Source organism: Paracoccus ravus (assembly GCF_004522175.1).
Taxonomy (GTDB): Bacteria; Pseudomonadota; Alphaproteobacteria; order Rhodobacterales; family Rhodobacteraceae; genus Paracoccus; species Paracoccus ravus.
This window is the reverse complement of sequence record NZ_SDEB01000012.1, coordinates 13,742-37,049: the sequence shown is the minus strand read 5'-3', so window position 1 is coordinate 37,049 and position 23,308 is coordinate 13,742. Positions and strand designations below refer to the sequence as shown.

Below are 23,308 nucleotides of genomic sequence, written 5' to 3'. Positions count from 1 at the left end.
GACCCTCGGCTGAAATCTTGGGCTTCAGGCCTCGCGCAGCACGCGGGGAACCTTGAACTCGACATTCTCGCGGGCGGTCTCGACCAGTTCCACGGTCACATCGTAGCGGTCGCGGAAAGCATCGACGACCTCGTCGACGAGCACTTCCGGCGCGCTGGCACCTGCGGTGACACCGACCGAGCGGATGCCCTCGATCGCGCGCCAGTCGATCTGGTCGGCGCGCATGACAAGCTGGGAATAGTCGCAGCCCGCCGCCGAGCCGACCTCGACGAGGCGGCGCGAATTCGAGCTGTTCGGCGCGCCGATCACGAAAAGCGCGTCGATCTGCCCGGCAATCGCCTTGACCGAGGCCTGACGGTTGGTGGTGGCGTAGCAGATGTCCTCCTTGGCCGGGCCGATAATGGCGGGGAAACGAGCCTGAAGCGCCGCGACAATGGCTGCCGTGTCATCGACCGACAGCGTCGTCTGGGTGATGAAGGCCAGCCTTTCGGGGTCGCGGGGCAGGATGCCCGCCACATCCTCGACGGTCTCGACCAGCAGGACCTCGCCCTCGGGAAGCTGGCCCATCGTGCCCAGAACCTCGGGATGGCCCTCATGGCCGATCATGACCATTTGCAGGCCGGCGGCATGATGGCGCTCGGCCTCGACATGGACCTTGCTGACAAGGGGGCAGGTCGCGTCGACATAGACCATTTCGCGGCGGCGGGCCTCGGCGGGGACGGCCTTTGGGACGCCATGGGCCGAGAAGATCACCGGGCGGTCATCCGGACATTCGTCCAGTTCTTCGACGAAGATCGCGCCCTTGTCGCGCAAGCTGTCCACCACGAACTTGTTGTGCACGATCTCGTGGCGCACATAGACCGGAGCGCCCCATTTCTGCAGCGCCATCTCGACGATCTTGATCGCGCGGTCGACGCCCGCGCAGAAGCCGCGCGGGGCGGCAAGGTAAAGGGTCAAAGGCGGTTTCTTGTCCATGTCCCTCACCTAGCGATCCGTCCCGTGCGCCGCAAGATCAGGCGCCGTCGAAGGCGGTCAGGGCATGGACCTCGTGGCCCATGCCTTCCAGAAGCGCCCGACCGCCCAGTTCCGGCAGGTCGATGACAAAGGCGCAGCCGATCACTTCGGCCCCAAGCTTCTCGCAAAGCGAGATCCCCGCCGCCGCCGTGCCGCCGGTCGCCAGCAGGTCATCGACGATCAGCACACGATCGCCCGGCTTCAGCGCGTCATTGTGGATCTCCACGACAGCCTCGCCATATTCCAGCGCATAGGCTTGACTGATGACCGCGCCGGGCAGCTTGCCCTTCTTGCGGATCGGCACGAAGCCCACGGAAAGCTGATGCGCCACCGCGCCGCCAAGGATGAAGCCGCGCGCCTCGAGGCCCACGACCTTGTCGATCGGCTCGCCGGCATAGGGCGAAAGCAGCTGGTCCACCGCCATGCGGAAGCCGCGTGCATCGGCGAAAAGCGTGGTCACGTCGCGAAAGATGATGCCTTCCTTGGGGAAGTCCACGATCGTGCGGATATAGTCACGGACCTCGCGGGTATCACGGCTGCGCTTGGCCGGTTTGTCCATCAGGGTCGCTCCATTTCGAAAGTTTCAGTCACGGCCGTGTAATCCTTGTAACCAAGGCGCGCCAGCCAGCCGTTACGGCGCAAATCGAACCGACCGTCGATCACGCAATCCTCGCGCAGATGGATGCCGGTCACGACGCCCAGAACCATGATATTGGCCTGCCCCGCGAGGCGGATGATGCGTGTCATCCGGCATTCGAGCGCGGCGGCCGCCCCCGCCACGCGCGGGCAGTCGATAGTCTCGCATTCGGCGGCCTCGATGCCTGCGGCCTCGAATTCGCTGACCCCGGCAGGCAGGGCGGCGGAACTGGCATTGACCTGATCGCGCATCGCGCCATCGGCAATATTGACGCAGAAAACCCGGGTTTCGGCGATCTGGGCCACGCTGTCCTTGGTGCCGGGCCGGTCGGGCTTGGCATTGGTCGAGGCGAACATCACCTGCGGGGGCACATAGGCGGTCAGGTTGAAGAAGGAATAGGGCGCGAGATTGTCGCCCAGATGGCCACGGGTCGAGATCCAGCCGATGGGCCGGGGGGCGACGATGGCATTCAGCGGATTATGCGGCAGGCCGTGACCGGCCTCGGGGCGATAGAACATGCTGTTTCCTCGGATCCTGTGCCGGATGCGACCCGGCCGCGCGGCGTGACCTCAACGATCTGCCCGCCAGCCCGGCGCGCGTCAAGCGGCAGGGCTTTACCAAGGCGTCACGAATAATTTGTCAAGCTGGCGCGCAACAGATGTTTGCGCAATGCCGATCGCATGATAACGGGGCGCTCCGGTCGGGCCAAGCAGTGCCGGACCATCCCAGCGGGAGATTCGATGTACCAACTCTGCCCCGAGACCGATCACGACACGCCTGAAGTCGAGGCACTTCTGGACCTGTGCTTCGCGCCGGGCCGAACGGCGCTTTCCTCATACCGATTGCGAGAGGGCGTGCCGCATGTCTCGGACCTGTGTCTGGTGCTACGCGACGGGACCGGGGTGCTGCTCGGTGCGATCCGCTATTGGCCGGTCCGGATCGGGGATGACGCGGTGCTGCTGCTGGGTCCGGTCGCGGTCCACCCGACCACGCAGGGCGAGGGGCTGGGGGCGCTTCTGATGCGCGAGAGCCTTGCCCGGGCCCGCGAATTGGGCTGGCAAAGGGTCATGCTGGTCGGCGATCTGCCCTATTACAGTCGTTTCGGCTTTGAAAAGCTTGAAGGCGTCGAGATGCCGCCTCCGACCAATCCCGACCGTGTGCTGGGTCTGGAACTGGTCGCAGGCGCTTGGACGGGCGTGACCGGACATGTCACGCGCCAGTTGGCAGATCACCCCGCCGCCGTCGATGCGGATCGGCTTCCGCGAGGCGAAAGCCGCGCCGAGACGGAGGCGCGCGCCTCCGAGAAGCTTTCGGCTCAATCGTAATCAAAGCCCTGCGGGTGGTTCGCAAGACTGCCCGTCAATGCTGCGAACAGGATGGTGCGGCCGTCGATCGATTCCGCGCCGCCGCCGATATTCAACCAATGCAGGATTTGCTGACCCTCGGCCTGCGTCTGGGACAAAACGCCATGCATGGCCCCGGTCTCGGGCGACCAGATCACGGCGATCTGATCAGCCGCACAGTGATGCGGCTTGCAGCCCGCCATGACGAGCCAATCCCTGCCGTCGAAACGGACCTTTTGCGCCGGGCTGGTGACCATGCCTTCGCGGCGCCATGCCGGCAGAAGGCGACCCTTGGTCATCGTCTCGAAGGCCGAGGTCAAGGCGGGGTCGCGGCCCAGATCGGCGAGGTTCGGGACCTCCTGCGCAAAGCCCGGCAGCGCCAGCAGCGCCACAGCGCTCAGCGTGGAACATATTGTTATGGCGATGGTTCTCACATCCTGTTCCTTCATCATCGGGAGGGAGGGTTTCGTTTTTCCGCTCAGGCGCGGGTGAAAAGGAACCCCTGAAGCCCCATCTATGTTTCCCCTAGGTCCCGCAAATCCGGGCCGTTTCAGAAAAGGCCAGTGTCTCAGGATGTCCGATCATCGCCCAGTTTCGACCGCTCAAGCCGTGCTGCCGCCGATCACCGATCCCACGATTCACGCCGAGATAGACCGCCTCGCGCGGCGCTATCTCCATGCCGGGGGCATCGCCATGGAGGTGATGAATGCCGTGGGCGACAAGGCCGAAGGCATGATCGAGCGCCTGCCCAAGCCGGTGCGCTCGCGCATGGACAAGCTGACCTTGGCGGCGTTGAACCGGGCCTTTGATGCGGCCTCGCGCTCTCGCGGCGTAATGGCCGAGCGCGGCGACTGGTTCAACCGGATGCTGTCGACGACCTCGGGCGCGGTGGGCGGTTTCGCGGGCATTGCCGGGGCCACGCTGGAATTGCCGATCACCGTCACGCTGCTCTTGCGGGCGATCATGGATATCGCCGCCGAGCATGGGCTGGACCCGGATAGCGATCTGGCACGGCGCGAGGCTCTGGGCATTTTCGCCTCGGCCGGGCCGCTTTCCAAGGATGAGGGCGCGGATCTGGGGCTGCTCGCGGCGCGCATGTCGATCACCGGCCAGACCATCCAGACGCTGATCGCGCGGGTTGCGCCGAAGCTTTCCACCTCGCTCGCGCAAAAGCTTGCGGCGCAGACGGTGCCGATCTTCGGCGCGGTGGCGGGCGCGGCGATCAATTACAATTTCACCCGCTATTATCAGGAAATTGCCCGCGTCCAGTTCGGTTTGCTGCGCATGTCGCAGGAAACCGGCCTGCCGCGCGAAGCGCTGATCGAGGCGCTTTTGCTGCGCATGGAGCAGATCCGCCCCGGCTCGACCGGCCGCGATGTGACGCGGGCCAGCGCCTAGTCCTCGGTTTCGACGGAAAGCGACAGCGGCGCGGGGCCGTTATCCAGATGATCTATGCCCAGCGGCGCGCTGGGCCGCGCGAGCCGTGAGCGCACGATCCAGTAAAGCCGTTCTTGTGCGCGGGTGATCGCGACATAGGTCAGGCGCTTCCACAGGGGCACGCCGGCCTCGGTCCGGCCCGACCAGGCGGCGGCGGAAATATCGGGGCCAAACACCTGCACATCGGGCCATTGCGAACCTTGCGCCTTGTGGATCGTCACCGCCGCGCCATGCAGGAAGGTCGCGCCCATGCGCGCGGCATAGGGGATGAAGGGCTCTTCGACATCGGGCATCTCGATCTTGACGATCGAGGCGGCGGACAGGCGTGGGTCTTCGGCCCCCACGACATGCAGGCGCGAGAAGCCGGGCTTGCGCCCCGGTCCCAGATAGATCACCTGCGCGCCCTTGATCAGGCCTCGGGCCTCGAGGTCGATGCGCTTCTTGCGGTGCTTGAGCGGCAGTTCCAGCCCGTCGCAGATCAGGGGTTCGCCCGGCAAAAGCGCATCTCCCGGCGCGCCATAGGCTGAACGAAAGGCTTGGATCAGCTTCACACGCGTGACATTGCGCCAAACCAGGACCGGGCTTTGCGCCATCAGGTCACTCTCGACGCGCTCGGCCCAGACGACGCGATCATCGCGTTGGGCGGCTTCACGGACCATGCGTTCGAATTCGGGGAAATCAAGCTGCGGATCGGCCAGAGCATGGGCGAGGTCGAGGATCGGGCTGTCATCGGTCTGGCGGTGGATGCGCGACAGTTCCAGCCGCTGCGACTTCGCCAGCTTGTCGAAGACCATCTCGCCCGACTGCCCGACAGGGGCCAGCTGCGCCGGGTCGCCGAACAGGATCAGCACCGGGAAGATCTCGCGCAGATCCTCGAATTGGCGTTCGTCCAGCATCGAGGCCTCGTCGATCAGCCCGACATCCAGCCCTTCCTCGCGCCGCTTCCAGCCGCGGATGAAATCCGAGCCGCGCAGCCCCGCCGCCGCCAAAGCGCCGGGGATCGAGGCGTGTTGGTCGTAAAACGCCTTGGCGCGGTCCAGAGCGGCATCGGTCAGCCCTTCGACTACGCCCTCGACGACCGGGCGGGGGCCCGCGCCGGTCAGCCAATCGGCGATGCGCTCATATTCCGGGTCATAGACCGGGGTGTAAAGGATGCGGTGGATCGTCGTCGCGGGCACGCCGCGCATCCGCAAGACGAAGGCCGCCTTGTTGGTCGGGGCAAGGATCGCGACGGTGCGGCGGTCCTTGCGTTTCTTGCCCTCGTAATCGCCCGAGATGATATCGGCCCCGGCCTCTTTCAGCGCCTTGGTCAACTCGGCCAGAAGCAAGGTCTTGCCCGAACCGGCCTTGCCGATCACCGCCATCACCTTGCCCTTGCCGGGCGAGGGCGGCGAGACTTCCTCGCTATGCAGGTCGATGCCCGCTTCCGCGAGTGTGGCAGCAAGCGCATCCCAGGCTTCGGCCTGGTCGGGGGAAAGGCTGGGCAGGGTCATGCCCCCCTGTTAGCCCGTGCCTCGCCCCCGCGAAAGGGGCATCAGGCCCGCTCATCTTTGGGCGAGCCCATCACGACATGGGTGGTGATGGTCGCGATCTGCGGGAAGGCCCCCAACACATCGCTATGGAAGCGGCGATAGGATTCGAGATCGCGCACCTCGACCCGCAGCAGATATTCGACCGAACCGGTGATATTATGGCATTCGCGAACCTGCGGTGCGGCAAGGCAGGCGCGCTCGAAAGCCAGCTGCGCCTCGTTGGAATGGCGCGCGAGGCCCACGGTGACATAAGCGGTAAAGCCGGCCTCGCGCGCTGCCGGATGGATCACGGCGCGATAGCCCGCGATCGCGCCACGGCGCTCTAGCTCCTGCACCCGGCGCAAGCAGGCCGAGGGTGACAAGCCGATCTCGGCGGCAAGCTGCTGATTCGGGATGCGGCCATTGCGCGCGAGGATCTGCAATATTTGAGCAGAAATTGGGTCAGTTTCGGGTTCTGGTTGTGCCATTTCAAATTCCATTTCCACAATAAATCAGAAATTGCGGACAGATAAGAATATAATTGCGCAGTAGCCGAATCGGAAATCACATGTCTCAGCAGGTCGTTCTTGCCCTTATCGCCTTTGCCTTTGTCACCTCGGTCACGCCGGGGCCGAATAATCTGATGCTGATGGCCTCGGGTGCAAATTTCGGGCTAAGGCGCAGCTTACCACATATGCTGGGGGTCGCGCTGGGTTTCGGAGCCATGGTCGCCTTGCTTGGTCTGGGCATAGATAGGATCATCGCCGCGATTCCACTACTCGCGCAAGGGTTGAAATGGGTGAGTCTGGCCTATGTGCTCTGGCTTGCCTGGAAAATCGCGCATTCCGCCGCGCCGGATGCGGATGATATGCCGAAAACGGCGCGGCCCATGAGCTTTCTGGCGGCCTGTGCCTTTCAATGGGTCAATCCCAAGGCATGGATGATGGGGCTGGGCGCGCTTTCGGCCTATTCCTCGGGCGCGGGTGGTGTGCTGGGGGTGGCGGTGGTCTTTACGCTGATCAACCTGCCCTCGGTCGCGGTCTGGGCCGCGATGGGTCAGGGGATGCGGGGCTTTCTCTCCAATCCGGGGCGGATGCGGCTCTTTAACCGGGTCATGGCGCTGCTTCTGGTCGGCTCGATGCTGCCCGTGCTTACGCACTGACCCAGATCAGCAAGCCCACGCCGGCGACGATCAGCGCCATGCCGGCCATTTGCCGGGGCGTCACCCCTTCGCGAAACACCCGGCCCGAGACGAGTTGCGCCATGGGCACCTCGATCAGCGCCAAGGTGCGGACATTCGCCGCCGATGTCAGGGTGAAGCCAAAGAACCAGAACAGCGAGGCAAAGGCCCCGAGGAACCCTGCGCGGAAAGATCCTCCCAGATGGCGCAGGATGCCGCGCAGGGCCGGGCGGTCGGCAATCCCCAGCCATGCCAGCATCAGAACCGTCTGAATGGCGAGGCTGGTTACCAGTCCCGTGGCCGAGCGGGTGACGAAATTCCCCTGCGGCAAGGCAAGTAGCCCGGCGCGGAAGCCCAGGGCGGACAGCCCGAACAGCCCCCCGGCCAGGATGCCAAAGAGCGCGGCGCGGATGCCGCCGCGCCGCCAATCCGCCCCCGACATCAGCAAGACCCCAAGGGTCGCGGTTGCAATGGCGAGCATCCGGCCCGGCCCCAGAGGTTCGGCCAAAAGGATCGCGCCGCTGATCGCAAGCGTCACCGGTTCGGTCTTGATCAAGGCCGTGGTGACCCCGAAGCCCCGGCTCTTCATCGTCGCGAGCATCAGCGCCGTCGCCGCGATCTGGCTGATCGCGCCGAGCAGGATCCATCCCAGCGCCTGACCGCCGGGCAAGGGGAGCGGATGCCACAACCCCCAGACCAGCAGGAACAGCAGGGCGAAAGGCAGGCCAAAGATGAAGCGGATCGCGGTCGCGCCCATCGTGCCGATCTCGACCGAGAGGCCGCGCTGGGCCGCATTTCGCGCCGTCTGGGCCGCCGCCGCGACCAGCGTGACCAGGATCCACATGCTCAGCCCCGGATCGCCGCGATCATGCGCGCGACATTCTCGGGATCGGCATCCGGAGTGATGCCATGGCCAAGGTTGAAGATATGCGGCCCCTTAGAGAAGGCCTGCACCACGCGGCGCGTCTCGGTTTCGAGCGCGGCCCCGCCGGACACCAGCAGCTTCGGGTCGAGGTTGCCCTGCACACAGCCATCCTTCTGGACCTCGGCCGCCGCCCAGTCGGCGCTGACGGAATTGTCGAGCGCCACGCAATCCGCCCCGGTGGCGCGGGCAAACCCGGCATAGCGGGGACCTGCCTCGCGCGGGAAGGCGATGACCGGGATATGCGGGTAGCGGGTCTTCAGCGCGGCGATGATGCGTTGCGCGGGCTGAAGCGCAAAATCGTGGAAATCTGCGCCTTGCAGCGATCCAGCCCAGCTATCGAAGAGCTTCACCACCTCGGCCCCGGCCTCGATCTGGGCCGAGAGATAGGCGATGGTCGCCTCGGTCACGCGCTCGATAAGTTGGGTGAAGGCGGCGCGGTCCGCCGCCTTGAAGGCATGGGCCGGGCCTTGGTCCGGGGTGCCGCGACCGGCGATCATATAGGTCGCGACCGTCCAGGGCGCGCCGGCAAAGCCGATCAGCGTGGTCTCGCGCGGAAGCTCGCGCGACAGGATGCGTACGGTCTCGTAGATCGGGGAAAGGGTTTCGTGGATCGCCTCGACGGGCTTCAGGCGGGCGACCTCGTGCGCGCGGGTGATCGTCGAGAGCCGCGGACCCTCGCCGGTCGCGAACCACAGGTCCAGCCCCAGCGCCTGCGGGATCAGCAGGATGTCCGCGAACAGGATCGCGGCATCGAATCCATAGCGGCGGATCGGCTGCAGGGTGACCTCGGCGGCGAGGTCGGGATTGTAGCACAGCGACAAAAAGTCGCCGGCCTCGGCGCGGGTCGCGCGGTATTCCGGCAGGTAGCGCCCGGCCTGACGCATCATCCAGACAGGCGGAATGGCCTGGGTTTCGCCCGCAAGGGCACGCAGAATGGTCTTCTGGGACATGTTCACCTCGTTCATGCCTTCATGGCGCGTGGGTTCCCGTTGTCAAGGGCGCGGGGGGGCGCTAAGCCCTTGGCCATGACCCAGATGCCTGACCCCCGGACCCCCCTTCGCATCGGCACGCGCGGCTCGGCGCTGGCGCTCGCGCAAGCCCATGAAACCCGCGACCGGCTGATGGCCGCGCATGGCCTGCCCGAGGCCGCCTTCGAGATCGTCATCATCAAGACGACCGGCGACCGCGTGCTGGACCGCCCGCTGAAAGAGATCGGCGGCAAGGGGCTGTTCACCCGCGAGATCGAGGAGGCGCTGACCGAAGGCGCCATAGACATCGCCGTGCATTCGATGAAGGACATGCCGACCCTGCAACCCGAGGGTTTGCTGATCGACTGCTACCTGCCGCGTGAGGATGTGCGGGATGCTTTCGTGTCAAATCTTTACGGCAGCATCGCGGAACTGCCGCAAGGCGCGGTGGTCGGCTCGTCGAGCCTGCGCCGTCGCGCACAATTGGCGGCGCGTCGCCCGGATCTGAAGCTCGTCGAGTTTCGAGGAAACGTCCAGACCCGCCTGAAAAAGCTGGAAGACGGCGTTGCGGTCGCGACTTTCCTCGCGATGGCGGGGCTGACGCGGCTGGGCCTGACCCATGTCGCGCGCGGGGCGGTCGAGTCGGATGAGATGCTGCCCGCCGTGGCGCAGGGCTGCATTGGCGTCGAGCGCCGCGCCTCGGATGCGCGGGCCGCGACCTTGCTTGCCGCGATCAATCACGCGCCTTCGGCGCTGCGGGTCGAGGCCGAACGCGCCTTCCTTCTGCGCCTCGACGGCTCTTGCCAGACCCCCATCGCTGGGCTTGCCGAGATCGAGGGCGACCGCTTGCGTCTGCGCGGCGAGATCCTGCGCCCCGATGGCGGCGAGGTGATTGCCTCCGAGCGGCTGGGCGGGCTGGGCGATGGCAAGGACATGGGCCTCGATCTGGCCGAAGAGCTTTTGTCCCGCGCGCCTGCCGGTTTCTTCGAGCCGCGCTGAATCACGGGGCCTTGCGATTGACGCAATCCACGCCCCAGCCATTCGGATAGCGGGTCAGGATCGTCAAAGACAGCGGCGCGACCAGAAAGGACAGCGCCGCCGGTCCGACCGCCAGCGCGAGCGCCGCGCGCACCGTCCCGGCATGGGCGATGATCGCGATCTCGCCCCGCGCGGCCTCCAGCACGGGCTGCACCCGCGCCGTCATGTCGAGAAAACTTTCGCCGCCCTCGGGCCGATAGGCGGCAAGCTCGGCGTGACCCAGTGGCCCGAGGTCGGGCAGGCTCGCGCCTTCGTAGATCCCGAAGTCCTGCTCCCACAGATCGGGGACAAGCTGGGGCTGAAACCCCATGGCGGCACTGGTCTGGCGGCAGCGCAAAGCCGGGCTCGACCAGACCGTATCTGTCCGCATCCGGTCCCGCAGCCAGCCAAGTGCCGCGAGATCCGAGCAATCCGCCCCCACATCCTGCCGCCCGGCAAGCCCGGTCCCGAGTTTCGGTGCGTGGCGGGCGATCAGCAAACGCGCCAGCATCGCCATCTCCCTTGATTTTCCGCCGTCTGGATCGCTTGCCCCATGGCGCAAGTCAACGCATCCTCGGCGCATAAGGGCCGATCGCGCGCCGATCGCCCTTGACCCGTCGGGATTCGCTTCGCATAAACACGTTAAATGAACGACTGTTCAATAAATGGGAGGGTTGGCGCATGTTCACGTCGGGGATGGAATTCGATCTGGGCGAGGATGTGAACGCGCTGCGCGAGATGGTGCATCGCTGGGCGCAGGAACGCGTGAAGCCGATCGCCGCCGAGGTCGACCGCTCGAATGCTTTCCCGAATGAACTTTGGCGCGAAATGGGCGAGCTGGGCCTTCTGGGCGTCACCGTCTCCGAGGAATGGGGCGGGGCGGGCATGGGCTATCTGGCCCATGTCGTGGTGACCGAAGAAATCGCGCGGGCTTCGGCCAGTGTGAGCCTGTCTTACGGCGCGCATTCGAACCTTTGCGTGAACCAGATCAAGTTGAACGGCACGGACGAACAGCGCGCGAAATATTTGCCCAGGCTCTGCTCGGGCGAGGCAGTCGGCGCGCTCGCCATGTCCGAGGAAGGCGCGGGCAGCGATGTCGTGTCCATGAAGCTGCGCGCCGAGAAGCGCAATGACCGCTATGTGCTGAACGGGAATAAATACTGGATCACCAATGCGCCGGATGCCGACACGCTGGTCGTCTATGCCAAGACCGATCCCGAGGCGGGCAGCAAGGGCATCACCGCCTTCATCGTCGAGCGCGGCATGAAGGGTTTTTCCACCAGCCCGCATTTCGACAAGCTGGGGATGCGCGGCTCGAATACGGGCGAGCTGATCTTCGAGGATTGCGAGCTGCCCTTCGAGAACGTGCTGGGGGCCGAGGGCAAAGGCGTCCGCGTGCTGATGTCGGGCCTCGATTACGAGCGGCTGGTGCTATCCGGCATCGGCACCGGGATCATGGCCGCCTGTCTCGACGAGGTTGTCCCCTATCTGCGCGACCGCAAGCAGTTCGGCCAGCCCATCGGCTCGTTCCAGCTGATGCAGGGCAAGATCGCCGATATGTATGTCGCGCTGAACACGGCGCGGGCCTATGTCTATGAGGTGGCGAGGGCCTGCGATGCGGGCAAGGTGACGCGACAGGACGCGGCGGGCGCGGTGCTTTACGCCAGCGAGCAGGCCATGGTGCAGGCGCATCAGGCCGTGCAGGCGCTGGGCGGCGCGGGCTTCCTCAACGATTCTGTGGTGAGCCGGCTCTTCCGCGACGCCAAGCTCATGGAAATCGGCGCGGGAACCTCGGAAATCCGGCGTATGCTAATCGGACGCCAGTTGATGGAACTGGCCTGATCCCATTCCGAGGATGGATTATGCTGAAACCCTTTGCCCTGCTCCTTCTCACCCTGCCATTTCCGGCCCTCGCGCAGGACAGCCCGATCGACGGCGCGCTGATCGAAATCTGTCTTCGTGACGCGCCACGCGGCCGCGCGGATGCCGATTGTATCGGGATCGCGGCACGCGCCTGCCAGGCTTGGACCGGCGAGACGACCGTGCAGATCAACACCTGCATCGAAGCCGAGCGGAAGGAATGGGATGAGGCCCTGAACCGCGAATACAAAGAGACGCGGGACCATTTCAAGGACAGGCCGGGCATCGCCGACAAGCTGAAGGTGGCCCAGAAATCCTGGATCGGCCTGCGCGACGCCGATTGCGAAGCCGAGGGCCTCCGCTACGAGGGGGGCACGATGCAGACGACCTCGACCCTCTATTGCCAGTTGGAACATACGGCCCGCCGGGCCCTCGAACTCAGGAACATGCGCGATCCATGAAGCTGACATCCCAGGCGCTGCCATCTTCCGACATGTTTCGCGCCAATCGCGCGGCCCATCTCGCGATGCTCGATACCGTGCGCGAAGCCGCGCTTATGGCGGCGGCAGGCGGCGGGGCGAAGGCGCTTGAGCGGCATGTGAGCCGGGGCAAGATGCCCCCGCGCGAGCGGGTGGCGAACCTGCTCGATCCCGGCTCGGCCTTTCTGGAAATCGGGGCGACGGCGGCGCATGGCATGTATGGCGGCGATGCGCCCTGCGCCGGCGTGATCGCGGGGATCGGGCGGGTCAACGGCATCGACGTGATGGTCGTGGCCAATGACGCGACGGTCAAGGGCGGCACCTATTACCCGATGACGGTCAAGAAGCACCTGCGCGCCCAGGAGATCGCCGAGGAATGCCATCTGCCCTGCATCTACCTCGTCGACAGCGGCGGGGCGAACCTGCCCAACCAGGACGAGGTCTTCCCCGACCGCGACCATTTCGGCCGCATCTTCTACAATCAGGCGCGGATGTCCGCGAAGGGCATCGCCCAGATCGCGGTGGTGATGGGCTCATGCACGGCGGGCGGGGCCTATGTGCCCGCCATGTCGGATGTGACCATCATCGTGAAGAACCAGGGCACCATCTTCCTGGCCGGCCCGCCCTTGGTGAAGGCCGCGACCGGCGAGGTCGTCTCCGCCGAGGATCTCGGCGGCGGCGATGTCCATACCCGGCTGTCCGGCGTCGCGGATTACCTGGCCGAGGATGACGCCCATGCTCTGGCGCTGGCCCGCCGCGCGGTCGGCAATCTCAACCGCGGCTTGCCGCAGACCGTGCAGTGGCAAGCGCCTGAAGCGCCCCTCCACGACCCCGAGGAGATCCTCGGCATCGTTCCCGCCGACCTGCGCACCCCCTATGACATCCGCGAGGTGATCGCCCGCGTCGTCGACGGCTCGCGCTTCGACGAGTTCAAGCCGCGCTTCGGCGAGACCCTCGTCACCGGCTTCGCCCATCTCGAGGGCTGCCCGGTCGGCATCGTCGCCAACAATGGCGTGATCTTCTCGGAAGCCGCGCAGAAGGGCGCGCATTTCATCGAGCTCTGCTCGATGCGGAACGTGCCCCTGGTCTTCCTGCAGAACGTCACCGGCTTCATGGTCGGGCGCAAATACGAGAACGAGGGCATCGCGCGCCATGGCGCCAAGATGGTCACTGCCGTCGCCACGACCAATGTGCCCAAGATCACCATGCTGGTCGGCGGCAGCTTCGGCGCGGGGAATTACGGCATGTCGGGGCGGGCCTATTCACCGCGCTTCCTCTGGACCTGGCCGAATTCCCGCATCTCGGTCATGGGCGGCGAACAGGCGGCAGGGGTCCTCGCCACCGTCCGCCGCGAGGGCATCGAGCGCGCGGGCGGCAGCTGGACCGCTGACGAGGAAACCGAGTTCAAGCGCCCCACCATCGAGATGTTCGAGCGCCAGTCGCACCCGCTCTATGCGTCGGCGCGGCTCTGGGATGACGGCATCGTCGATCCGCGCAAGACCCGCGACGTGCTGGCCTTGTCCCTGCGCGCGAGTCTCAACGCGCCGATCCAGCCGACCCGCTTCGGCATTTTCCGGATGTAGCCCATGGCCGCGCAGCCGATCACCATCTGGCAAGGCGACATCACCACCCTCGCGCTGGATGCCATCGTCAATGCCGCGAACCGGACGCTTCTGGGCGGTGGCGGGGTCGATGGCGCGATCCATCGCGCGGCGGGGCCGGGCCTCATCGCAGAATGCCGCAAGCTTGGCGGCTGCCCGACGGGCGAAGCCCGCATCACCCTTGGCCATGACCTGCCCGCCCGCCATGTCATCCATGCCGTCGGCCCGGTCTGGCGCGGCGGGGCGCTGGGCGAGGATGATCTCCTCGCGGCCTGTTACCGCAATGCACTGACGCTCGCCCTTGACCATAGCCTGTCAAGCATTGCCTTTCCCGCCATTTCGACCGGGATCTATGGTTTCCCTGCGGATCGCGCGGCTCGGATCGCGGTGCGAAGCATTCGCGCTTTTCGCGAGAACCTCGCCGTGACCTTGGTCGCCTATGACGCCGCCACCGCCCGTATTCTTGCCGAGGCGTGCGGATGAGTTCTTTCTTGCCCAAATATCCCACGGGGGTGCGGGGGTGTGAAACCCCCGCCGCCTCCCTCTCCAGAAGAGCCGCCGCATGTTCCAGAAGATCCTGATCGCCAATCGTGGCGAGATCGCCTGCCGCGTCATCGACACTGCCCGCCGCCTGGGTGTGCGCACGGTCGCGGTTTATTCCGATGCCGACCGCGCCAGCCGCCATGTCGCCATGGCCGATGAGGCGGTGCATATCGGTGGCCCTGCGCCCCGCGACAGCTATCTGCGGGGCGATGCCATCATCGCCGCGGCGAAGGAGACCGGCGCGCAGGCAATCCATCCGGGCTATGGGTTCCTCAGCGAGAACCCCGACTTCGTCGATGTGGTCAGGGCGGCGGGGCTGGTCTTCATCGGCCCCTCTGCCGAGGCGATCCGCAAAATGGGCCTCAAGGATTCGGCCAAGGCGCTGATGGAAGAGGCCGGCGTCCCGGTCGTGCCGGGCTATCACGGGGCGGAGCAGGACCCCGGGCACCTGGCCGCGCAGGCCGGGGCGATCGGCTATCCGGTGCTCATCAAGGCGGTGGCGGGCGGCGGCGGCAAGGGCATGCGGATGGTCGAACGGCCGGGCGATTTCGCCGATGCGCTCGCCTCGGCGCAGGGCGAGGCCCTGACCGCTTTCGGCAACCCCGCCGTGCTGATCGAGAAATACATCCAACGGCCCCGCCATATCGAGGTCCAGGTCTTCGGCGACGGCAGCCGCGCGGTGCACCTCTTCGAGCGCGACTGCTCGCTCCAGCGCCGCCACCAGAAGGTGATCGAGGAAGCCCCGGCGCCCGGCATGACGCCCGAGATGCGCGCCGCCATGGGCGCCGCCGCCGTGCGCGCCGCCGAGACCATTGGCTATTCCGGCGCCGGCACCATCGAATTCATCGTCGATGGCAGCCGCGGCCTGCGCCCGGACGGCTTCTGGTTCATGGAGATGAATACCCGCCTGCAGGTCGAGCATCCGGTGACCGAGGCGATCACCGGCGTCGATCTCGTCGAATGGCAGCTGCGCGTGGCGAGCGGCGAGCCCTTGCCCGCGCGGCAGGAGGAACTGCGCATCTCGGGCCATGCTTTCGAGGCGCGGCTTTACGCCGAGGACGTGCCGGCAGGCTTCCTGCCGGCGACGGGCACGCTGGCACATCTGCAATTCCCCGCGGCGGCCCGCATCGAGTCTGGCGTGCGTCCGGGGGATGCGATCAGCCCGTGGTACGACCCGATGATCGCGAAGGTGGTGACGCATGGCGCGACCCGCGCCATCGCGCTGCGCGCCTTGGAGGCAGCGCTTTGCGATACCGAGGTGGCGGGCTCGGTCACCAATCTCGACTTCCTGATCGCGCTGACCCGGCATGAGGGCTTCGGCCAAGGCGAGGTCGATACCGGGTTGATCGCCCGCGACCTCGCCGCGCTGACCGAGGCCTCGGAACCCGATCCCGCGACGCGGGTATTAGCGGTGCTGGGCCTGGCGGGGCTAGCCGATCCGCTGGTCCGGGGCGGCATCACCCTGTGGCAGCCCTTGCGCCGGACGATTTCTTGGGAGAGCGGCGAGGCGATGCTGGAGGTCCTTGGCCCCGGAGCGGCCCGGGTCACGTTGCAAGGCGTCGCGCATGAGATCCGGCATGAGGGCGGGCGCTGGTGGGTCGATGGAAAGCCGCGGCGTTCGCGCATCGTGAGCCATGCCGCCGGGACCAGCGTCTTCGGCGGGCGCTCGCTGACCCTTGTGCCGCTCGATCCGCTGGCGCGTGGCGGAGATGAGGTCGGCGGCGGGCTGACGCTGTCGCCCATGCCGGGGTTGGTCAAGGCGGTCTTCGTCACGCCCGGGCAGGAGGTCGCGGCGGGCGACCGGCTGGCGATCCTCGAGGCGATGAAGATGGAGCACAGCCTGACCGCCGCCCGCGACGGGCGCGTGGCCGAGGTGCTGGCGCAGCCCGGCGATCAGGTCGAGGCCGGCGCGGCGCTGATCCGGCTGGAAGAGGATGTCGATGCCTGACCTGACGCTCTGGCATGTGCCGCTGTCGCGCTCGATGCGGATCCTGTGGCTGCTCCACGAGATCGGCTGCGAATTCGATCTGGTCGAGATGAGCATGACCGATGGCTCGATGCGGCGACCGCCCTATGACGCGATCCATCCGGTCGGCCGGGTGCCCGCGCTGCGCGATGGGACGGTGGTGATCCACGAATCCGGGGCGATGACCGAATGGCTGTGCGAGACCCGCGCGCCGCATCTGGGCCGTGCGCCGGGCGAGGCGGGACGGCTGGCATGGCTCGACTGGCTGCATTTCGGCGAGACCCTCGCCCAGCATGTCGCGAACCTGACGCAATCGCATGTCTTCCTGCGCGAGCCTTCGCAGCGCTCGCAGACGGTGATGAAGCTTGAAGCCGCGCGGCTCTCTCGCGCGCTGACGCTGGTCGAAAGGCATGTCGAGAATTCGGACTGGCTGCTGAGCAAATTCTCGGCCGTCGATTGTCAGGTCGGCTATTCGGTCTGGATCGCGGGGCGCTTCGTGCGCCTCAACGACCGCCCGGCGCTTGCGGCTTATGCCGCCCGCTGTGCCGCTCGCCCTGCGTTTCAGGCGGCGCTACCCGCGCCCGGAACCCCGGTGATCTATCAACGCGACTTTTACGAGCTTCCCGATGCAACGCGCTGAAATATTTGAAATGAGCCCACGCGACGGGCTACAGAACGAAAGGCGCCTGATCCCCGCTGCCGACAAGATCGCGCTGGTGGACATGCTGTCTCGCGCCGGGTTCCGCCGCATCGAGGTCACGAGCTTTGTCAGCCCGAAATGGGTGCCGCAACTGGCCGATGCGGCCGAGGTCATGGCGGGCATCAGCCGCGCACCGGGCGTGAGCTACGCCGTGCTGACCCCGAATGTGAAGGGCTACGAGGCGGCGCGCGCCGCGCGGGCGGATGAGGTCGCGGTCTTCGCCTCGGCCTCGGAGGGTTTTTCACGCGCGAACCTGAACGCGACCATCGCCGAAAGCCTCGAACGCTTCGCGCCTTTGGCCGAAGCCGCGCGGGCCGATGGTATCCCCATGCGCGGCTATGTCTCGGTGGTGACGGATTGCCCCTTCGACGGGCCGGTGCCGCCCGGGAATGTTGCCCGCGTCGTGGCCGCCCTGCGCGATCTGGGCTGTTACGAGGTCAGCCTTGGCGACACGATCGGGCAGGGACGCCCCGAGACGGTGGATGCGATGCTGTCGGCTGTTCTGGACGAATTGCCGCCCGACAGGCTGGCCGGGCATTTCCACGACACGGCGGGCCGGGCGTTGCAGAATATCGACGCAAGCCTTGCGCGCGGGCTGCGGGTCTTTGACGCCGCCGTCGGCGGGCTTGGTGGCTGTCCCTATGCGCCGGGTGCACGGGGCAATGTCGCGACCGAGGCCGTTGCCGCGCATCTTGCCGCGCGGGGCTATGAGACGGGGATTGACCCGGCGGTGATCACTGAAGCTGCCGAATTCGCCCGCGCGCTTCGGGCAGGAGGTGCATGATGGAAACGATCCGCATTGAAACCGACGCGCGCGGCTTGGCCCATCTGTGGCTGGCGCGGCCCGAGAAGCACAATGCGCTTTCCGCTCAGATGATCGCCGAGCTGACCGAGGCCGCCGGCCGCCTGGGCGCTGACCCCGCCGTGCGCGTCGTGGTGCTGGCCGCCGAGGGCAAAAGCTTCTGCGCCGGGGGCGATCTGGGCTGGATGCAGGCGCAGATGGCGGCGGACGCCGCGACCCGCCGCGCCGGGGCGCGGGAGTTGGCGCTGATGCTGCAGGCGCTGAACACGCTGCCGAAACCGCTGATCGGGAGGGTGCAGGGCAATGCCTTCGGCGGCGGCCTCGGCATGATCTCGGTCTGCGACGTGGCCGTGGCGGTCCCGGAGGCCCGCTTCGGCCTGACCGAGACCCGGCTTGGTCTGATCCCCGCCACCATCGGCCCCTATGTCATCGCGCGGCTGGGCGAGGGCAAGGCGCGCCGCGTCTTCATGTCCGCGCGGCTCTTCAGCGCCGACGAGGCGGTGCGGCTGGATCTGCTTGCCGGTCTCGCCGACACCGATATCCTTGACGCCGCGATCGAGGCCGAGGTCGCGCCCTATCTCGCCTGCGCCCCGGGCGCGGTGGCCGAGGCCAAGCGCCTGACCCGCAGCCTCGGACCCCGCATCGACGCTGATGTGATCGAAGCAACCATCGACGCGCTCGTCCGCGTCTGGGAAGGCGCGGAAGCACAAGAAGGTATCAACGCGTTCTTTGAAAAGAGAAAACCCAATTGGGCTGAGTAAGCCTTGCGCGTAGCGCATGGCGGGCCTGTCTTGGGCGGGTGAAGACGGGGGCAGGGCGATTCTGTTATCGCCAACGTATACGTTAATCCCCTCAAATGCCGGAATGTGACGCGATGCCGCCCCAGCCGAACCTGAAACTTGCCATCCTTGCCCTTGGGCTGGGCTCCTTTGCCATCGGCACCTCGGAATTCGCGGCGATGGGCTTGCTGCCTTGGTATGCGAGCGATCTGGCCATTACCGAGCCGCAGGCGGGCCATGTCATCAGCGCCTATGCGCTTGGCGTGGTCGTGGGGGCGCCGATCACCTCGATTATCGGGGCGCGGCTGCCGCGTCGGCGCTATCTGGCGGCGCTGATCGCGGTCTATGGCGTGATGAACCTGCTGGCGGCGGTGCTGCCGGGCTATGGCACGCTGGTCTTCACGCGTTTCCTCGCCGGTCTGCCGCATGGCGGTTATTTGGGCGTCGCGATGCTGTTTGCCGCCGATGCTCTGCCCAAGGAGCAGCGCGCCAAGGGCGTCACGCAGGTCTTGCTGGGTCTGACCATCGCCAATATCGCGGGTGTACCTTTGGCGGGCGTGCTGGGGCAGGGCATGGGCTGGCGCTGGGGCTTTGCGCTGCCGGGTGTTCTGGCGCTGATCGCAGGCTGGCTGATCCTGCGCCTCGCGCCGCGCGTTGGCGCGAATGCCAAGGCCAACCCAATGGCCGAACTCAAGGCGCTGAAGAACCCCGCCGTGATGCTGACGCTGGCCGTCGGCGCGGTTGGCTGCGGCGGTGTCTTCGCCGTCTATTCCTATCTTTCCGCCGCGATGCTGGCGACGACGAACCCGCCCTCATGGGCCGTGGCGGCGCTGCTTTCGGCCTTCGGCGTCGGCATGACCTTGGGCAGCATCATCGCCGCCAAGCTGACGATCCGGCTGGGCGAGTTCAAGGCGGCTTTCGTGCTGATGGTCTTCATGGCGCTGACCCAAGGGCTCGCCTCGCTGGCGGTCGGGAACTGGATCCTGATGATCGCCTCGTCCTTCATCGTGGGCGTCGGTGCCTCCATGGCCGTGCCCTTGCAGACCCGCCTGATGGAGGTCGCCGGAGAGGCGCAATCCATGGCCGCCGCGATGAACCACGCAGCCTTCAACGCCGCGAACGCGTTGGGGCCTTGGCTTGCGGGCATGGCTCTGGCTGCGGGCTGGGGCTGGAGTAGCTCGGGGCTGGTCGGTGTCGGCTTGTCGCTTGCGGGCATGGTGATGCTGGCCATTGCTTGGTGGCAAGCGCGCGCCTCAGGGCAGGCGTTCGAGGATTACCCGGCGCGAGCCTGAGGCCCATTCCCTCCGGATGGTCATGGCCAGAACCGTCGAGGTCGCGATGAAGAGCCAGAGCGGTCCGGCGAGCCATCCCAAGGCCCCTAAGGCGAAGTAAACGCAGCGCAGGCCCGAATTGAAGCTTTTGGCGGCGGTGATATTTATCTCGGCCGCCTGCATGGCGCGGGGCAGGGCATGGGGATCGTCGGACTTGTTCGGGACCGCCGCCATCATGATCGCGCAATAGCCGAACAGCCGGTGCGACCAGATGAAGCGCAAGAGCGCGTTCGCAACAAAGAACAGCGCGATGACGATCTTGATTTCCCATTTCAGCGCCGGGGCGTGTTCGAGATCGAATTGCCGCGCGACGCCCGCAAGCTGATCGGTATTGCCGATCAGCGCGAGGCCGCCGCCAATCGCGATCATGCAGGCCGAGGCGAAAAACGCCGTCCCCTCGCGCAATGAGGACAGGATATTGCCGTCGAAAATGCGTGGATCGCGGGTCACGAATTGCCGCATCCATTCGCGGCGATATTCCTTCATCAGCACCGAAACCGAAGGATAGCCCTTTGGCGGGTGCTCGGTGAACCAGCCCACCGCATACCATGTGAAGAACAGCCAGACGACGGCGGCGGCGTCGGCGGTGGTGAAGGGGCCGGGGATCAGGGTGTTTTCCATGCGACGCTCATTATCGCTGCGGCTCTGTGGTTGCCAGAGACTGGCCTCGGGGCTAATCAAGTCAAGTCGTCTTTGCCTTGGAGGATGCAATGGCTGCATTCCGTGTCATCACGGTTGGGGGGATCTGATGCAGATGCCTTCTCCCGATCCGCGCATTATCGCGCGGCGCGCCAGCATTGCCGCAAAGCTGCGTCAGGCCGTTCCCACTGCCGTGATCGACGATCCGGCCGAGACGCGGGCCTATGAATGTGACGCGCTTTCCGCCTATCGCTGCCCGCCTTTGGCGGTGGTTTTGCCGGCAACGACTGCCGAGGTTTCGGCTGTCCTGCGCATCTGCCACGACGAGGGCGTCCCAGTTGTGCCGCGCGGCGCGGGGACCAGCCTTGCGGGCGGCTCGATGCCCACGGCGGATGCGGTGATCGTCGGTTTGTCCCGCATGAATGCGGTGCTGGAAACCGATTATAATGACCGGTTCATCCGCGTGCAGGCGGGGCGGACGAACCTGTCCGTCTCGGGCGCGGTGGATGCCAAGGGGTTTTTCTATGCCCCCGATCCGTCGAGTCAGCTTGCCTGCGCGATTGGCGGCAATATCGGTATGAATTCCGGCGGCGCGCATTGCCTGAAATATGGCGTCACCACCAATAACCTGCTGGGCGTGACAGTCGTCTTGATGGATGGTGAGGTCGTCGAACTGGGTGGCCCGATGGGCGAAGCGCCGGGCTTGGACCTGCTGGGTGTGGTTTGCGGGTCCGAGGGCCAGCTTGGCATCGTGACCGAGGCGAGTTTGCGCATCCTGCCCAAGCCCGTGGGCGCCCGGCCCGTTCTGGTGGCCTTCGACGCCTCGGAAACCGCAGGGGCCTGTGTCGCGGCGATCATCCGCGCGGGCGTTCTGCCCGTCGCCATCGAGTTCATGGACCGCCCCTGTATCCGGGCGACCGAGGCCTTTGCTCATGCCGGTTACCCCGATTGCGAGGCATTGCTGATCATCGAAGTCGAGGGCACGCCCCCCGAGATCGACGAGCAATTGGCCCTGATCCGCGACATCGCCGCACGTTTCGAGCCGATTGAGTTCCGCGAAAGCCAGTCCGAGGACGAATCCCGCCGCATCTGGCTGGGCCGGAAATCGGCCTTTGGCGCGATGGGGCAGATCAACGATTACATGTGTCTGGACGGGACGATCCCGGTCAGCACCTTGCCGCAGGTCCTGGCGGGCATTGCTCGGCTTTCGGGCGAGTTCGGGCTGGAAGTCGCCAATGTCTTCCATGCCGGCGACGGCAATATGCACCCGCTGATCCTTTATAATGCCAACAAGCCCGGCGATCTGGAACGCTGCGAGGCTTTGGGGGCCGAAATCCTCAAGCTCTGCGTCGAGGTCGGCGGCTGCCTGACCGGCGAACATGGCGTCGGCGTCGAGAAGCGTGAGCTGATGTCCACCCAATTCAACGAGATCGACCTTGAGGCGCAGATGCGGGTCAAGGACGCTTTCGATCCGCAATGGCTGTTGAACGCGGCCAAGGTCTTTCCGCTGGCCGTCTCGGCCTCTCGCCGCGAGGGTATCCGCAATGCGGCCTGAATCCGAAGATGACGTCTGTCAGCTGATCCGATCGGCCCGCGCCCCGTTGTCGCCCATCGGTGGCGGCACGCGCTTGCTGCCGGGCGAAGGGACGGGCGAGCGGCTGAACGTCTCGGGTCTGCGCGGGGTGGTGCTCTATGAACCCGCCGCGCTGACGCTGGTGGTGCGGGCGGGAACGCCCTTGGCCGAGGTGCAGGCCACGCTGGCCGCCGAGGGGCAGATGCTGGGTTTTGAGCCTGACGCCCGCCCCGGTTCGACCATCGGTGGCGTGGTTGCCGCCAATGCCTCGGGTCCGCGACGGGTGCAGGTCGGCGCTTGCCGCGATGCACTGATCGGGGTGCGCTATGTCAACGGGCAGGGCGAGGTCGTCAAGAATGGCGGGCGGGTGATGAAGAACGTCACCGGCTACGATCTCGTGAAGTTGATGGCCGGATCGCGGGGCCGCTTGGGCGTCCTGACCGAGGTCGCGCTGAAAACCGCGCCCATGCCACCCTGTTCCGCGACCTTGGCGCTGCCGGGAGTCGATGCCTCGGCGGCGATTGAGGCGCTGACCTCGGCGCTGACCGGGCCTTACGATGTGTCCGGCGCAGCGTGGCTGCCGGGGCAGGGCGCGCTGATCCGGATCGAGGGTTTGGAAGGCTCTGTCGCCATCCGCAGCCGCGCCCTGACCGAGCGGCTGTCGGCTTTCGGCGAAGCAGCCGAGGGCGACGGCGCAAGCTGGTCGCGGCTGGTCCCGACTACCCCCGAGGGCGATCTGTGGCGGATCGTCTGTCGTCCTTCCGAGGCCTCTGCGCTGCTGGCCACCCTGCCGCAGCCCTTGTCGGTCGATTGGGGCGGCAGCCTGATCTGGGTCGCGCTGCCCGCAGGAGAGGTTCCGAACCTGCCCGCGTGGTCGGGTCATGCGACCCGCGTGACCGGAGCCGAGGCGATGACCCTTCCCGCGCCAAGCCCCGTCGTGGCGCGGCTCAATGCCAGCATTGGCGAGCGGTTCGACCCTCGCCGGATCTTTGCCAGCTAGGAT

At 66.3% G+C, this 23,308-nt stretch carries 25 protein-coding genes; 15 read left to right on the top strand and 10 right to left on the bottom strand.

Annotation, left to right across the window (positions count from 1 at the left end; translation table 11 throughout):
• Window positions 1-24: 24 nt before the first annotated feature.
• Genes ispH through ESZ60_RS11280 form a run of 3 tightly spaced genes read right to left on the bottom strand, consistent with a single transcriptional unit; the run spans window position 25 to window position 2,169 of the window.
• Window positions 25-975, bottom strand: a complete 951-nt coding sequence (gene ispH, locus ESZ60_RS11290; protein WP_134680692.1) for a 4-hydroxy-3-methylbut-2-enyl diphosphate reductase — start codon at window positions 973-975, stop codon at window positions 25-27.
• 37 nt (window positions 976-1,012) lie between these two features.
• On the bottom strand, window positions 1,013-1,573 hold the full coding sequence (locus tag ESZ60_RS11285; RefSeq protein WP_134680691.1) for an adenine phosphoribosyltransferase: 561 nt from the start codon (window positions 1,571-1,573) through the stop codon (window positions 1,013-1,015).
• Window positions 1,573-2,169: a flavin reductase family protein gene (locus ESZ60_RS11280; protein ID WP_134680690.1), complete on the bottom strand. Its 597-nt coding sequence runs from the start codon at window positions 2,167-2,169 to the stop codon at window positions 1,573-1,575. Before ESZ60_RS11280 ends, ESZ60_RS11285 begins: the two co-directional genes overlap by 1 nt.
• A 222-nt stretch (window positions 2,170-2,391) precedes the next feature.
• Here ESZ60_RS11280 and ESZ60_RS11275 point away from each other — a divergent pair, with 222 nt between their 5' ends.
• Window positions 2,392-2,976, top strand: a complete 585-nt coding sequence (locus ESZ60_RS11275; protein WP_134680689.1) for a GNAT family N-acetyltransferase — start codon at window positions 2,392-2,394, stop codon at window positions 2,974-2,976.
• Here ESZ60_RS11275 and ESZ60_RS11270 read toward each other — a convergent pair.
• On the bottom strand, window positions 2,967-3,428 hold the full coding sequence (locus ESZ60_RS11270; RefSeq protein ID WP_245155668.1) for an Ivy family c-type lysozyme inhibitor: 462 nt from the start codon (window positions 3,426-3,428) through the stop codon (window positions 2,967-2,969). The two genes, ESZ60_RS11275 and ESZ60_RS11270, sit on opposite strands and share 10 nt — an antisense overlap.
• A 139-nt stretch (window positions 3,429-3,567) precedes the next feature.
• Here ESZ60_RS11270 and ESZ60_RS11265 point away from each other — a divergent pair, with 139 nt between their 5' ends.
• Window positions 3,568-4,392: an EcsC family protein gene (locus ESZ60_RS11265; protein ID WP_134680688.1), complete on the top strand. Its 825-nt coding sequence runs from the start codon at window positions 3,568-3,570 to the stop codon at window positions 4,390-4,392.
• Here ESZ60_RS11265 and ESZ60_RS11260 read toward each other — a convergent pair.
• Both ESZ60_RS11260 and ESZ60_RS11255 read right to left on the bottom strand, forming a co-directional pair.
• Complete coding sequence (locus ESZ60_RS11260; protein ID WP_134680687.1) at window positions 4,389-5,924, bottom strand: ATP-dependent DNA helicase; 1,536 nt, start codon at window positions 5,922-5,924, stop codon at window positions 4,389-4,391. The two genes, ESZ60_RS11265 and ESZ60_RS11260, sit on opposite strands and share 4 nt — an antisense overlap.
• A 41-nt stretch (window positions 5,925-5,965) precedes the next feature.
• Window positions 5,966-6,430, bottom strand: a complete 465-nt coding sequence (locus ESZ60_RS11255; protein WP_134680686.1) for an Lrp/AsnC family transcriptional regulator — start codon at window positions 6,428-6,430, stop codon at window positions 5,966-5,968.
• Window positions 6,431-6,510: 80 nt separating this feature from the next.
• Between ESZ60_RS11255 and ESZ60_RS11250 the strand changes: the two genes are divergently transcribed.
• Window positions 6,511-7,104 carry a LysE family translocator gene (locus ESZ60_RS11250; protein WP_134680685.1) on the top strand — a complete coding sequence of 198 codons (594 nt, stop codon included), beginning with the start codon at window positions 6,511-6,513 and terminating at the stop codon, window positions 7,102-7,104.
• Here ESZ60_RS11250 and ESZ60_RS11245 read toward each other — a convergent pair.
• Both ESZ60_RS11245 and hemE read right to left on the bottom strand, forming a co-directional pair.
• Complete coding sequence (locus ESZ60_RS11245) at window positions 7,094-7,966, bottom strand: DMT family transporter (RefSeq protein ID WP_134680684.1); 873 nt, start codon at window positions 7,964-7,966, stop codon at window positions 7,094-7,096. The two genes, ESZ60_RS11250 and ESZ60_RS11245, sit on opposite strands and share 11 nt — an antisense overlap.
• Window positions 7,967-7,968: 2 nt before the next feature.
• The gene (gene hemE / locus ESZ60_RS11240) at window positions 7,969-8,997 is read right to left on the bottom strand and encodes a uroporphyrinogen decarboxylase (RefSeq protein WP_134680683.1); all 1,029 of its coding nucleotides are present in this window, start codon (window positions 8,995-8,997) and stop codon (window positions 7,969-7,971) included.
• A gap of 75 nt (window positions 8,998-9,072) precedes the next feature.
• Between hemE and hemC the strand changes: the two genes are divergently transcribed.
• Window positions 9,073-10,014 carry a hydroxymethylbilane synthase gene (gene hemC, locus ESZ60_RS11235; protein ID WP_134680682.1) on the top strand — a complete coding sequence of 314 codons (942 nt, stop codon included), beginning with the start codon at window positions 9,073-9,075 and terminating at the stop codon, window positions 10,012-10,014.
• Window position 10,015: 1 nt separating this feature from the next.
• On the opposite strand, the gene ESZ60_RS11230 is transcribed toward hemC, so the two are convergent.
• The gene (locus ESZ60_RS11230; protein ID WP_245155667.1) at window positions 10,016-10,543 is read right to left on the bottom strand and encodes a histidine phosphatase family protein; all 528 of its coding nucleotides are present in this window, start codon (window positions 10,541-10,543) and stop codon (window positions 10,016-10,018) included.
• Window positions 10,544-10,713: 170 nt separating this feature from the next.
• Between ESZ60_RS11230 and ESZ60_RS11225 the strand changes: the two genes are divergently transcribed.
• The 9 genes from ESZ60_RS11225 to ESZ60_RS11185 all read left to right on the top strand — a co-directional run bounded on the left by ESZ60_RS11225 (window position 10,714) and on the right by ESZ60_RS11185 (window position 20,054).
• The gene (locus tag ESZ60_RS11225) at window positions 10,714-11,874 is read left to right on the top strand and encodes an isovaleryl-CoA dehydrogenase (protein ID WP_134680680.1); all 1,161 of its coding nucleotides are present in this window, start codon (window positions 10,714-10,716) and stop codon (window positions 11,872-11,874) included.
• A gap of 20 nt (window positions 11,875-11,894) precedes the next feature.
• The gene (locus ESZ60_RS11220) at window positions 11,895-12,353 is read left to right on the top strand and encodes a lysozyme inhibitor LprI family protein (RefSeq protein ID WP_134680679.1); all 459 of its coding nucleotides are present in this window, start codon (window positions 11,895-11,897) and stop codon (window positions 12,351-12,353) included.
• Window positions 12,350-13,954, top strand: a complete 1,605-nt coding sequence (locus ESZ60_RS11215; RefSeq protein WP_134680678.1) for a carboxyl transferase domain-containing protein — start codon at window positions 12,350-12,352, stop codon at window positions 13,952-13,954. The genes ESZ60_RS11220 and ESZ60_RS11215 overlap by 4 nt, the downstream gene beginning before the upstream one ends.
• 3 nt (window positions 13,955-13,957) lie before the next feature.
• A complete protein-coding gene (locus ESZ60_RS11210; RefSeq protein ID WP_134680677.1) occupies window positions 13,958-14,455 on the top strand; it encodes an O-acetyl-ADP-ribose deacetylase in 498 nt (165 codons plus the stop codon).
• Window positions 14,456-14,534: 79 nt separating this feature from the next.
• Window positions 14,535-16,463, top strand: a complete 1,929-nt coding sequence (locus ESZ60_RS11205; RefSeq protein WP_134680676.1) for an ATP-binding protein — start codon at window positions 14,535-14,537, stop codon at window positions 16,461-16,463.
• Window positions 16,456-17,121 (top strand): glutathione S-transferase family protein, encoded by a 666-nt coding sequence (locus ESZ60_RS11200; protein ID WP_134680675.1) that lies wholly within the window; start codon window positions 16,456-16,458, stop codon window positions 17,119-17,121. The genes ESZ60_RS11205 and ESZ60_RS11200 overlap by 8 nt, the downstream gene beginning before the upstream one ends.
• Window positions 17,108-17,965, top strand: coding sequence for a hydroxymethylglutaryl-CoA lyase (locus ESZ60_RS11195; RefSeq protein WP_134680674.1), 858 nt, complete (start codon window positions 17,108-17,110; stop codon window positions 17,963-17,965). Before ESZ60_RS11200 ends, ESZ60_RS11195 begins: the two co-directional genes overlap by 14 nt.
• A complete protein-coding gene (locus ESZ60_RS11190; protein WP_134680673.1) occupies window positions 17,962-18,744 on the top strand; it encodes a crotonase/enoyl-CoA hydratase family protein in 783 nt (260 codons plus the stop codon). Before ESZ60_RS11195 ends, ESZ60_RS11190 begins: the two co-directional genes overlap by 4 nt.
• 113 nt (window positions 18,745-18,857) lie before the next feature.
• Window positions 18,858-20,054, top strand: coding sequence for an MFS transporter (locus tag ESZ60_RS11185; protein WP_134680672.1), 1,197 nt, complete (start codon window positions 18,858-18,860; stop codon window positions 20,052-20,054).
• Here the strand turns inward: ESZ60_RS11185 and ESZ60_RS11180 are convergent.
• Entirely contained in the window at window positions 20,016-20,714 is a 699-nt protein-coding gene (locus ESZ60_RS11180; RefSeq protein WP_134680671.1) for a DUF599 domain-containing protein, read from the bottom strand. The two genes, ESZ60_RS11185 and ESZ60_RS11180, sit on opposite strands and share 39 nt — an antisense overlap.
• Before the next feature lie 127 nt (window positions 20,715-20,841).
• Here ESZ60_RS11180 and ESZ60_RS11175 point away from each other — a divergent pair, with 127 nt between their 5' ends.
• Together ESZ60_RS11175 and ESZ60_RS11170 are read left to right on the top strand one after the other, a co-directional pair.
• Window positions 20,842-22,287 (top strand): FAD-linked oxidase C-terminal domain-containing protein, encoded by a 1,446-nt coding sequence (locus tag ESZ60_RS11175; protein ID WP_134680670.1) that lies wholly within the window; start codon window positions 20,842-20,844, stop codon window positions 22,285-22,287.
• The gene (locus ESZ60_RS11170; RefSeq protein WP_134680669.1) at window positions 22,277-23,305 is read left to right on the top strand and encodes an FAD-binding protein; all 1,029 of its coding nucleotides are present in this window, start codon (window positions 22,277-22,279) and stop codon (window positions 23,303-23,305) included. Before ESZ60_RS11175 ends, ESZ60_RS11170 begins: the two co-directional genes overlap by 11 nt.
• Window positions 23,306-23,308: the final 3 nt, after the last annotated feature.